The 12,762-nt window shown below is 47.6% G+C and carries 10 protein-coding genes; 2 read left to right on the forward strand and 8 right to left on the reverse strand.

Annotation, left to right across the window (positions count from 1 at the left end):
• Window positions 1–3,008 (reverse strand): carbamoyl-phosphate synthase large subunit (gene carB, locus PLA23_RS04610; RefSeq protein WP_324474185.1); only part of this gene is annotated, 3,008 nt, incomplete at its 3' end.
• A complete protein-coding gene (gene carA, locus PLA23_RS04615) occupies window positions 3,008–4,063 on the reverse strand; it encodes a glutamine-hydrolyzing carbamoyl-phosphate synthase small subunit (protein WP_324474187.1) in 1,056 nt (351 codons plus the stop codon). The genes carB and carA, both read right to left, overlap by 1 nt.
• Window positions 4,064–4,246: 183 nt before the next feature.
• Here carA and PLA23_RS04620 point away from each other — a divergent pair, with 183 nt between their 5' ends.
• Both PLA23_RS04620 and PLA23_RS04625 read left to right on the forward strand, forming a co-directional pair.
• Window positions 4,247–4,792, forward strand: a complete 546-nt coding sequence (locus tag PLA23_RS04620) for a pyruvoyl-dependent arginine decarboxylase (RefSeq protein ID WP_324329491.1) — start codon at window positions 4,247–4,249, stop codon at window positions 4,790–4,792.
• 109 nt (window positions 4,793–4,901) lie between these two features.
• Entirely contained in the window at window positions 4,902–6,548 is a 1,647-nt protein-coding gene (locus tag PLA23_RS04625; RefSeq protein ID WP_324329493.1) for a tetratricopeptide repeat protein, read from the forward strand.
• Between the two features lie 4 nt (window positions 6,549–6,552).
• On the opposite strand, the gene PLA23_RS04630 is transcribed toward PLA23_RS04625, so the two are convergent.
• The 6 genes from PLA23_RS04630 to PLA23_RS04655 all read right to left on the reverse strand — a co-directional run.
• Window positions 6,553–7,053: a chemotaxis protein CheD gene (locus tag PLA23_RS04630; protein WP_324329495.1), complete on the reverse strand. Its 501-nt coding sequence runs from the start codon at window positions 7,051–7,053 to the stop codon at window positions 6,553–6,555.
• 5 nt (window positions 7,054–7,058) lie between these two features.
• A complete protein-coding gene (locus tag PLA23_RS04635; protein ID WP_324474189.1) occupies window positions 7,059–10,088 on the reverse strand; it encodes an ATP-binding protein in 3,030 nt (1,009 codons plus the stop codon).
• Window positions 10,089–10,091: 3 nt separating this feature from the next.
• Complete coding sequence (gene cheB, locus PLA23_RS04640; RefSeq protein ID WP_324329498.1) at window positions 10,092–11,120, reverse strand: chemotaxis-specific protein-glutamate methyltransferase CheB; 1,029 nt, start codon at window positions 11,118–11,120, stop codon at window positions 10,092–10,094.
• Window positions 11,121–11,123: 3 nt separating this feature from the next.
• Window positions 11,124–11,486, reverse strand: coding sequence for a response regulator (locus PLA23_RS04645; protein WP_324329499.1), 363 nt, complete (start codon window positions 11,484–11,486; stop codon window positions 11,124–11,126).
• 66 nt (window positions 11,487–11,552) lie between these two features.
• Window positions 11,553–12,374, reverse strand: a complete 822-nt coding sequence (locus PLA23_RS04650; protein WP_324329503.1) for a DUF8579 domain-containing protein — start codon at window positions 12,372–12,374, stop codon at window positions 11,553–11,555.
• Window positions 12,375–12,404: 30 nt separating this feature from the next.
• Window positions 12,405–12,762 (reverse strand): hypothetical protein (locus PLA23_RS04655; RefSeq protein WP_324474191.1); only part of this gene is annotated, 358 nt, incomplete at its 5' end.

A 12,762-nucleotide genomic window follows, 5' to 3' on the forward strand; every position in this document is an offset into this window, starting at 1 on the left:
TTGTCAGCAAAGTTATTGATAATAAGACTTATCTCGCCTGCTCTCAGCATATCAAGGACATTGGGAGAGCCTTCTGCAATTTTTCTGACAAGGTTTGCGGTAATGCCATGTTCAGCGAAATAATCCACCGTCCCGGCAGTTGCGTAAATTGAAAGCCCGTTCTCAACAAATATCTTTGCAACAGGGAGAATCTGATCCTTCAGGTCATCAGTAACAGATATAAAGACATTTCCTGATTTTGGGAGCCGGTTATGAGCTGCAATACTTGCCTTATAATATGCCCGGCCAAAATCGTAATCAATTCCCATAACTTCGCCGGTGGATTTCATCTCCGGTCCAAGTACGGTATCAACACCGGGAAGCTTATTGAAAGGCAACAAGACCTCCTTGACGGCAACATGCGGGATCTCGGCTTCCTTGTAGGGCATATCTGCAAGTCTGGCGCCCATCATAACACGCGCAGCAATTTTTGCAAGAGGAATACCAACGGCTTTTGCCACAAAAGGAACGGTACGACTGGCACGGGGATTTGCCTCGAGCACATAGACTGTCGTTCCCTGCACTGCAAACTGAATATTCACGAGGCCGACTACCCCAAGACCAAGGGCAATCTTTCTGGTATAATCACGCACATCAGCCAGAATTTGCAAAGAGAGTGATTGTGGCGGAATCACACATGCAGAATCACCAGAGTGAACACCGGCAGTCTCAATGTGCTCCATAATACCACCGATGATAACATCAGAGCCATCACAGACTGCATCCACATCAAGCTCGATCGCATTCTGCAGGAACCGGTCAATGAGAACCGGATGACTCTTTGAGACACGGACCGCTTCACGCATGTACGTTGCAAGTTCCGTATCATCATGGACAATCTCCATCGCTCTCCCTCCCAGAACATAGGAGGGGCGAACGAGGACCGGATATCCAATCCGTTCTGCTGTTGCATATGCCTCCTGCTCACTGTATGCTGATCCATTCGGCGGCGTTGGAATGTTGAGAGAATCCAGTAATACACTAAACCGATCACGATCCTCTGCCATATCCATTGCATCAGGAGTGGTTCCGAGAATCCGGGTCTTGAGGCGTAACCGTTCGATCTCATTCTTAAGCGGGACCGCAAGATTTACTGCGTTCTGTCCTCCGAACTGAACCATAACCCCATAATAATCATCTTTTTGAAGAATATGCGATACATCCTCAAGGGTCATCGGTTCAAAGAAGAGCCGGTCAGAGGTATCAAAATCCGTTGAGACCGTTTCCGGGTTGTTGTTCACCACATGAACCTCATACCCGTCTTCTCTGAGTGCACTGACGGCATGTACGGTGCAGTAGTCAAACTCAATTCCCTGTCCGATACGGATCGGCCCTGAACCCAGGATCATGACTTTCTTTCGATCTGAATGGGTGATTTCGCAGACCTTATCACCATATGTCGAGTAAAAATACGGTGTCTGGGCAGGAAATTCTGCAGCACAGGTATCAACCATCTTGTATACCGGAAGACCTGTCTTTGATTCGATGAAAGATATCTCTTTTCCGGTGTGATGTGCAATTTCTGAATCTGAAAATCCTAACTGCTTCGCTTTCTGAATGGTTGCATCATCAGGATTATTCGCAAGAGCACGCTCCATCTCAACAATATTCTGAATCTTTTCAAGCCAGAACGGGGTTATCCTGGTGATCTCCGCGATCTCTTCCAGGGTCATACCCTGACGCATGGCATCAAACAGGGCACCAAACCGTTCATCTGTCGGCCGTGACAGAATCATCCGTAGTTCTGAAAGCACACTATGGTGCTCGACATCGGTATCAAGTGAGCGAAGGGCTTTTAAAAATGCCTCTTCGACGCACCGGCCGATCGCCATCACCTCACCAGTACTCTTCATCGCCGTCGTCAGGGTCCGGTCTGCGGTCTTGAACTTGTCAAAGGGCCACCGGGGGACCTTCACCACAACATAGTCAATCGAGGGTTCAAAGGATGCTGGTGTTTTCCCAGTCACGGTATTCAATATCTCATCAAGACGAAGTCCGATTGCAATCTTTGCAGCCACCCGTGCGATTGGGTATCCGGTTGCCTTTGATGCCAGGGCAGATGACCGGGAAACCCGGGGATTGACCTCGATAACCCGGTACTCGGTATCTCCCCTGAATGCAAACTGGATGTTGCACCCTCCCTGGACATCAAGTGCACGAATAATCTTAAGGGCTGCATTTCTCAGGAGATGGTATTCGTCATCACGCAGGGTAAGAATTGGTGCCACGACGACACTCTCACCGGTATGGATGCCCATCGGGTCAACATTTTCCATCCCGCAGATGGTGATGCAGGTATCGTTGGCATCCCGCATGACCTCAAACTCGATCTCCTTCCATCCGGCAACACTCTCTTCAATGAGCACCTGATGAATACGGGATTTTCCAAGCCCCAGTTCCACAATACGCCGAAGATCATCTGGATTATATGCTATTCCCCCTCCTGCACCCCCAAGGGTATAGGCGGGCCGGATGATGGCCGGAAACCCGACAACAGACGCTGCATGATCGAGCTGATCTATGGAGCTGACAATAACAGAGCGGGGAACCGGTTCACCAATCCGGTTCATAAGGTCACGGAATTTTTCCCGATCTTCTCCTTCATAAATGGCCTGAAGGGGGGTTCCAAGGATCTTCACACCCTCAAGAGCGCCCATCTCCGCAAGCTCTGCCGTAAGATTCAGACCGGTTTGGCCACCCATTCCGGAGAGAATGCCATCAGGTTTCTCTTTTTTGATAATTTTAGCGATAATGTCTGCTTGTAGCGGTTCAACATAGGTCACATCGGCCATATCAGGATCCGTCTGGATGGTAGCCGGATTGGAATTTACCAGCACAACCGAGACCCCCTCCTCACGAAGGGCACGACATGCCTGTGAACCGGAAAAGTCAAATTCCGCCGCCTGTCCTATCTGGATCGGTCCTGAACCGATAAGAAGGACCTTTTTAATGGATGGATCACGTGGCATCAGACCATCCTCCGGAACATGGTATCAAAATAAAATTCTTCTGTATCATGCGGCCCGGCATGCGCTTCAGGATGAAACTGAACACAGGAGATATCCAACGACGGATCCTCAAACCCTTCAAGTGAGCCGTCATTGCAGTTGACAAAGGTAATTTTGCACCCCTCCGGAAGACTCTCCCCATCAACGACAAACCCATGATTTTGTGACGTAATTGAGATTGCTCCATCACAATGCCTGACCGGCTGGTTTGCTCCCCGGTGACCAAACTTCATCTTCATGCAGTCTGCACCAAGAGCAAGACCACATATCTGATTCCCCATGCAGATACCAAATAGTGGCAGTTCGCCAATCAGTTCACGAACGGTTGCTATGGTTTTTTGTGCCTGCTTTGGATCCCCGGGGCCATTACTAATAAACAGTCCATCGGGGCGACAGGCCAAAATCTCGTCCGGTCGTGCATCATGAGGAAAAACATACAGATCACCGCCCCGCTGTGCAAGTGATTTCAGCATATTGTTCTTTATACCAAGATCCAGAACCGCAACCCGTGGCCCGTTTCCTGGATGATGCCAGGGTTTTTTGCAACTGACATCCGGAATGAGGGACTGGGTGCTGATATCCGGCGTTTTTTGTGCCATCTCAACCGCAGCCTGCCAGTCATCACTCCCTGTCAGCAGTGCTGCCCGAACCGTCCCCTGCTCACGGATACTGATGGTCAGATGGCGGGTATCAATTCCGGATATTCCAAAAAGACCTTGTTCTTCAAAAAAAGAGTGGAGAGGAGGTGATTGCGCGGGTTTGCGGCAGAGTTCATGGATAACACACCCCCCTGCCCACACCTGCTTGCTTTGAAAGTTTTCTGCATCAACACCATAATTTCCAATTAACGGATAGGTAAAAAGAAGTATCTGGCCATGATAACTCGGATCAGTGAGAGCTTCCATGTATCCGGTCATCTGGGTTGTAAACACAAGTTCCCCTCGTGTTTCACCCTCAACTCCAAAGCCCTCTCCGATGAAATATCGTCCATTCTCGAGTCCGAGCACTGCCTTCATGGTGAATATCCCATATGTGTTAGCCTGATGAGATTATAAGTGTGCGATCGGAACAGAGCATCTGACCATATCAATTCCTGCCTGGCAGTCATCTGATATTTTTAAGGCAGTAGAATATTCACTGGTTTTTTTACCATATGCTGACGGATTTTTTTATGCCCAAAGAGAGCTTATGAATATCTGATGATGGTTCCGCGGAGAGTCTTCTTTACCGGAGGGGTTGGAGTGCATAAAGATCGGCTTGCATCCTTTGAGGCCGCACTCCGATCAGCAGGGATTGAGATGTTTAACATTGTCAATGTCTCGAGCATATATCCTCCCAACTGTATTGAGATATCCCGTGAAGAAGGACTCAGCATGCTTAAACCTGGTGAGATCGTCTACACAGTCATGGCAAGAAACGACACAAATGAGCCAAACCGTCTCATAAGTGCAGCTATCGGGCTTGCAGTCCCTGAAGAGAAGAACCATTACGGTTATCTTTCAGAACATCATTCGTATGGTGAAACCCAGATCCAGGCTGGAGAATATGCAGAGGATCTTGCAGCGACCATGCTTGCGACGACTCTGGGTATTGAATTTGATCCTGATACCGCATGGCAGGAACGCGAACAGATATACAAGGCAAGTGGAAAGATCATCAAGACATCTCATATCTGCACGTCAGAAAAAGGTGATCCTGATGGGAAATGGACTACCGTCCTTGCCGCAGCAGTATTTGTCATGTAAATACTATCAGAAAGTGCCTTTGAGCAATGTATATAATCTATACACAGAAAATTCTACTATCAGCCAAAATGCCCGGTAATTTTTACGGGGTATATATTCATTGATTATTATGGATGCCGCATTACGTCGCGAGGTCAAAAATCTGCTCCGCATGGGTGAATCTGCCCTTGAGAGAAAAGACTATGATCAGGCATCATTTTTATTCAGAAAAGCTTTTACTCAGGATCCAGACAACGTTGCGGCGATAATTAATCTCGGGTATACCTACGTCCGGATGGGAAGATTCTCCCATGCAAGAAAATGCTTTACTACAGCACTCGATATCGACCCTGAAAACCCGGTTGCCCGCAAGAATCTGACCCTTCTCATGCGGCCTGGACAAAAAACGGACCAATACCGTCCAAAATACCGGTCCAGACCTGAAGAGGAGATCTACATCAAGTACATGCAATGGGGCAATCTTCTGATGGACCAGAAAAATTACTATGCTGCAATCCAGTATTTTGAATCTGCGAGCACGATTCATCCTGACTTTATTGAACCTTTTTTAAAAATCGGACTATGCTACGAGGAACTTGGAGAGTATTCACTTGCCTGCCAGGCATTTGAAGAAGCCCTTGCGATTTATCCCGCTGATCCGGTAGCAAAAGAACACCTTGAGCGATGTCAAAACGCTGAGGCACAGCCAAAACAGATAGCGAAAGAAAAAGTCCACGGAGAGCCCGAGTCCAAAGCACACAAACAGGTCTCTTCACTCCATGATGAGGACCTGTATGAAGAGGAGTCGGTTTCAACAAAGGAAGTGTCTGCTCAGAAGGAAAATGAACCGCAAAAACCGCAGTCTGAAGCAGATATTGTCATGTCCATCCTTGCCCAGTACTCCTCTGAACAGGATGAGACTCCATCACAGGAAAGTAAGAGGGCCGAAGAGAAACCACAAACACCAGCGCCCACTCCCCAGATGTCTGTTGATGATCCGGTAATGAGCATCCTGATGCAGTATAAAGATGAGATTCCGGATGATGGACCTGTTGAAAACAAACAAAACCAGGCAGAGGAAATAATTCCCCAGACCGGTACAGCACCTCTGACAATAACCATGAAAGATAAATCAATTAATGATTTCCGGGTAGAACTGAACGATAATCAAAAAGATGCACTCAGGGAACTTGGAAATATTGGTGCATCACATGCGGCAACGACCCTGTCGACGATGCTGAATACACCTATCATGCTGAATGTTCCTGAAATCAGCATCGTTGACCTGCATGAGATTAACCAGCAGATAGAGCAGAACATGTCTGCTATGGTCGTCTTTACGATGGAAGGCCAGATGGCAAAAGCCGGCTATGTGATCCTCCATGTTCCTCAGGAATCGGTCATCCAGATGACGAGCATCATGCTTGGTCTGCCCACCGAACCAGACCGACCGTTAAATGAAATGGACGAGAGCGCTATCAATGAGATCGGTAATATCATGGTGTCCGCGTTTCTTGATGGAACTGCAGAACTGCTTGGGATCATCATGCTCCCATCACCACCCAGAACCATATTTGATCTTCCAAAAAATGTCTTCGATCTGGTGATAAAGGAGAGTAATATCCTCTATGATAATGTCGTCTTTTTCAAGACCGAATTAATCTGTGACGAACACGAACTGAGCCTGAATATTTTTATGCTTCCAAACCCGCCGGTTCTGCTTGATATTGTGAAAATGCTGGAAAAAATAATAGAAGATTCTGCGGCAGGAGCATGAATATTTAAATTTCCCGTGTTGTGCCATCAGCCTGCCGAATCACTAACCGGCCGTTCTCTTTTGGATAATATGTTACTGTCCGTCCAATCGTTCCACCAAGATCCTCACGGACAATTGGGATGGAAAACTCTTTCAGGATTGCCTTGAGGGCCTCCGCATTCCTTTTACCAATATTGAGGTTTCCGGAAAAGTTCTGAAACATCGAGGCACCCCCGGCAAGCTTGGCTTTTAGGTTGCCAACCTTGCTCCCTTTCTGCACCAGTTCCTTAACCAATACTTCAACCGCAGTATCAGCATACTTTCCAGCCCGCTCATTGGGTTTTCCGGTGGATTTTGGGAGCATGACATGGGCCAGACCCCCGATCTTTTTGGTCTCATCATGGATAACCAGGCCAATGCAGGAGCCAAGACCAATTGATGTCATGACAGAATCTCCGGTACTCCATTCACCAATCCCGATAATGATGACCTCACGCGGGTCATTGCCGGTAGCCGTCTCGCTCATTCAATTCAGCCTGATGTAGCTATGACGTTCTCCATTCGGGCAAATATTTCAGCAAGCAGGGATCGGCTTGGAAGCAGGATGATATTCGCCTTTATCTCATGCGTTGCACAGGTCAGTTCAGTTCGAAACAGCACCACCTCATCAACATTCTCTTCAATCTCCTGGGCTGCAATAATGGACTCAAGGGCAGCATGGGGCATATCAATGACCATCGATGGTGGAGACGGGATCATGATGATACCAAGAAGGGTTGCGCATGCATCAAGGAACGATGAGGTCATGATGTTCCCGATCTCGTTGATGGCACTTCGATCCATATCATCAATCTCCCGGTTCAGTTCGGTCGTCCCAATCATGATATTGGTAAGCCTGATGATAGAATCCTCTGGAATATGGAGAATAAGGTATCCTTCCCCTTTTATCTGACCCTGGATTTGAAATACCGCCAGTGCCGCCATTACATCATCCAGATAATTTCGCAGATTTGCAAGATTGACCAGGATAATTTCGGGAACCCTGATCTGAATCATGGTGCTCAATATAGTAGATAGCGTTGTTGCTGCATGGGCAGCACCGATATTTCCCAGTTCCCGAAGTTCATCTGCCTGTTGTTCGCTGATAACCAGATCTCCGTCAGTTACCACATTTTTTATCATCTTTTTCACCCTTCTCCCGCCGGTTTTTCGAGTTGATTTCTGTCCTCCCTCACGTAGTATTGCCTTTACATCAAGGACCGGAACCACTTCACCATCTCCGGGAATGGTAACCCCGCTGACTCCTTCACATGCTCCGACAAATTTTGAGAGCGGTTTTATGACCACTTCCTGCTGTCCTTCTATCAGATCTGCGATAATAGCCCCTTTTCGGCTTCCATTCTGGAGAACGACGATGACTTCTTCGGATTTTGACCGGCCAAACATATCATCGAGCCGATACAGAACGATGATCTCATCCCGCATCAGAAGTCCTTCCCCGTTTCCGATATTCTGTATGGGGAATGCTGCAAGACTTGCAACCTCGGCAACATTGGTGATGGGTATGGCACACCGTTTGCCATTGATCCGGATCATCATCACCATTACAATCGCCATGGTCGGCGGCAGAACCAGTTCAAATCTGCTGCCCTGACCAGGCACGGACTCCAGTTTTATTGTTCCCTGCAATGAAGCGATAGTGGTTCTGACAACATCAAGCCCCACACCACGACCACTAATATCGGTAATCTTGTCTGCCGTTGAGAAACCGGGCTGGAAGAGGAGATCATATGCATCCTGGTCACTCATGGATGCCGCGATTTCTTCGGTTATCAGACCGCGCTCAAGTGCTTTCTTCTTGATCTTCTCAACATTCACACCGCCGCCGTCATCTTCAATGACAATCACCACATTATCCTTGTCTCTGGAAGCAGAGAGTTTCAGCCTGCCCTTGGGGTTTTTGCCATTTGCTATTCTGACATCAGGGGGCTCAATCCCATGGTCAAGAGCGTTCCTGATAAGATGGAGAAGCGGATCGTTCAGACCGTCCATAACTGACCGGTCAAGCTCCGTATCACCACCCTCAACCACAAAGTCAACCTCCTTTCCTTCCTTGGCGGCAATATCACGGACAGTACGGGGAAACCGGTTAAAAATGTGATTCAATGGTATCATCCGTATATCCATCATCATGACCTGAAGATCAGATACAGACCTGCCTACCATGTTGAGCGTCTCATCCAGTTCCTTAATTTTATACTGCTGGGCAATCTGCTCAAGTCTTCCACGGTTTATGACCAAATCCTCAACCAGATTCATCATGTGGTCAAGACGATCGATATCTACTCTGATGTTCTTGACTTCACGTTTCTTCTCTGCTTTATCAACGGACGGTGTACGAAGACCTGCAAACGGGACACCTTCAGGGGTTTCCTGATCGGTTCCTGACAGTGATGCTCCTTTTGGCTCTTCCATCCTGACCGTATGTGATTTGATATCTGAACCCTTCAGGAGGGCATAGATCTTCTCCACTGGCTCTGATGTCAAGAGGAGAATATCCATGACACCGTTAAATGTCTCACTATCCTCAATGATCTCCCGCTTTGGAGAGATCTGAATAATTGTACCGAGACCCTCAAGGTTTTGTAGAAGGAGCATTGAACGGAGATTTCGGGAGTCAACAGAAGGAGAGATTTCTACATGGATTTCATACCGGAGACCTGCTTCTTTGGAGACCGAAGGCTGAGGGGATGCAGGTTCAGGGGTTTTTGGCTGAAGAGAAAGTGTTCCGGCAGGGATTATCCGTTCGGTAATAATCCTTGATTTGATATCCGAAACACCAAGGATGGTTTCTATTGCACCAATTCCGGCATTTGTCCGAAACTCGAGAGTCACATCACCGGAAAAATTCTCATCATCCTCAATCACGGCACGGTCCGGAGAGCAGGTTATGATTTCTCCAATAGATTCGAGGTTTTGAAGGATGAGCATCCCACGAAGGTTCTTGTTATCAACATTATCAGCAAGAGAAAAGATGAGTGAATACGTCTGATATCCTGACCCGAAATCCTGATCGTATGCCGGGCCTTCATACATATCGCCTGGCGGTTCTGATGAGGCAGACTCAGGTGCAACCGGAGCAGGGGCAAGTGGTTTTGCAACCACTGGTGCATCTTCCCCTGCTGCCAGCCAGCGTTTCAAGGATTTGACCCGCTGATCCTTGTGTTCCAGGGTACCGTCGCCGCCAGCCTCAATATCATCGATCATAAGCTCGATATCGTCTGCGCCACCCAACAGATCATCGACCAGTGACTGAGTGACCTCAAGCTTCCCGCTCCGAATCTGTGAGAAGACATCCTCAAGGGCATGACAGATCTCTTCCATGTGCAAAAAACCCATGGATGCAGACATACCCTTCAGGGAATGCGCAGACCGGAAGATCTCGTCTATCGCATGAGAATCAGTACCTTTTTCCAGGATCAGAAGATTGCTGACGATACCCTCAAGGTTTTCACGTGATTCGGCAACATATAGACTCCGGTATGCATCAAGATCAGACATAATTCACCCGTTCATAGTCCTGATCGTTTCAATTATCTTTTCAGGAATGGCCTGCAATGCAAGCACATGATCGACACAGTTCCGGGACAATGCTGAACGCGCCATCCCATATACCAGACAATCTTCTTCCCTGCATACAATAGTGACACCTCCGGCTTTCTTTACTGCCTCGGTCCCTTCACCACCATCGTTGCCCATTCCCGACAGAATAGCAGTGACGCAATGGTTGCCAAACACCTGAGCTGCAGAGATGAATGTCTTGTCTACTGCTGGTTTTACATTATGAACCGGCGGAGAGTCGGTCAGGATGATCTTCCCACTCTGGCTGCCTCCTTTGTCAAGAACGGATGAGATTACGGTATGAAAACCGGCTTTGGAAACGAGAACTGTGCCGTTCTTCAAAATATCCCCGTTCTCAGTCTCACGTATCTGAAGTGGCGAGATTCGGTTCAGACGCGCTGCCAGAGCTGCTGTAAATCCACCTTTTGGCATATGCTGGGTGATAATGACTGCTGCATTCAGGTCAGAAGGAAGTTTGGATACGATGGTATCAAGCATCGGGGGTCCACCGGCGGAAGATCCTATCAGGACAACATTCCTTGCATTACTATCCTTTAATGCAGGTTTTTCAGTGACATATGCAATTGTGCAGATATTTTTTATCTTATGTTTCAGCTCGCCGCCAATCTCGCGGATATTCTTTATTCCCCGTGGCTTGAGCATGAAATCATCGGCACCAAGAGCAATAGCCCGCTTTGTCATTTCTGCCCCTTCTGACGTGAGAGAACTGAGAACAAGCGTTTTGGGAAAACGTTCGATCTCTTTTTTCCGCTCAAGCATCGACAACCCGTCAAGCCTGGGCATCTCAATGTCCAGCGTAATGAGATCAGGCTTTAGTTCCCTGATTTTATCGAGCGCTTCAAGGCCGTCAGAGGCAACACCGACGATCTGAATATCCGGATCATCAGACAGCATGTCCTGTACAACAGTTCTGATGAAGAGTGAATCGTCGATGACGAGAACCCTGATCATATGTTAAGCACCAAGGACATTTCCTATTTCTTCCAGAACCTTTGGAGCCTGGAACGGCTTTACAATATATCCCCTTGCTCCACTCTTGATTGCCAGTTTTACCATTTGTTCCTGACCGACTGCAGTGCACATGATCACTTTTGCATTTGCATCAAGTGCCTTTATGGCTTTGAGTGCCTCAATCCCATTCATCTTTGGCATGACGACATCCATCGTCACAAGGTCAGGTTTCAGTTCTTTGTATTTGGTAACGCCAACATCCCCATCTTCAGCTTCGCCGACAATTTCGTGTCCCCCGGAGCTGAGAATGTTCTTGAGCAAAGTCCGCATAAACAATGTATCATCGACAATCAGGATTCGTCCCATGGGTGAACGGTTCCTCCTATGAATTAAACGATTTTTACTGGTAAAAGGATTGTGGAATATCTGGTCTTATGAGGGGGGCTTGAGAGCATCGGTGATATACCTGACACCCTTTGGAGTCAGCTGTACCTCTTTTCTGACCATTACAACATCCACAAGTTTTAACTTTAAAAGAGTTTCGTATATTGCATTTAATTCTTCGGGTGAGAGATTTAACATGTTTTCTATGGATTTCGTATCCATTCCGCTATAAATCAGCATGGCAACCTGAGCGGTCTGGGCATCGAGCTGATCCAGTTCAGATCCTTTCATGTCCATATCTTTGGTTGCATCCCGAAGGAAGTTGTAGAGAACCTGTAAGGTTGAGAGTGGACAGAGAATGAAACTGGTGACAACCTCACCGCCTTCCAGATGATCAATCTTGATCACATCAAGCTTCTTTTTCTGCAGTTCCCGTTTGGTTAGTTCAAGACTTGCCACTTCCTTCAGTGGGACGCTGATCTGCTTCTCCTGACTTACAAACCATATCCCGGTCTTCAATACTGCAATAGCCCCCTTTTCCCATTTTGCATCTGTCACCAGAACGCCGCCCCGGATGGCCGGAGACATGAAATGGGCCATGATCCTGTACGCATTACAGGCCATGATGATCTTCTTGGTAAGAATTGAGAGGACTTTCTCAACCGATGCTATCTTATACGGGCGCTCGGTCTTATCAGGCATCGTGACAATGAGCGTTATCATCTGCCCGCGTTTCTGAAGATCAACGATACTCCGGTAACTTACTGTGACATTCCATGGATCTTTCAGAGCGATACCGTCATTTCCGATATCAATTCGTGAGGTCACCCATGACCCGCCTTTTTCCAGTTTTGCCGGAACCTCTGCCATACTCCCCTTTCTGATCTCTTTTCGTGGTATTTATCTTCTTTTTATTCTTCGGTTGATGATGGACATAATCTCCTGAAGCTCTTCAGCAAGTTCCTCGGCTGTCACATGCACATCCTTCAAATCCCGAAGCAGTACATCATCATCCTTTTTCTTCAGGTCTTCGATATCAGCCTTCAGTGACGCGATAAGATCATCATCGCTACCTCCTTTCATCTGACTCAGTTCAAACTGTTCTTCCCCGCCCGAGTCTTCCTCCTGACCATACATGTAGGGCGCATCTTCAGATGAACTGTAGGTGGAGAGATCAGATGGACTGATCGTATCACCGCCTTCAAGATTTGAGATCACATCCCCGCCGGAGTCTGAACCAATATCAATCGTGCTTGAA

The organism is Methanospirillum sp. (assembly GCF_035406105.1).
Taxonomy (GTDB): domain Archaea; phylum Halobacteriota; class Methanomicrobia; order Methanomicrobiales; family Methanospirillaceae; genus Methanospirillum.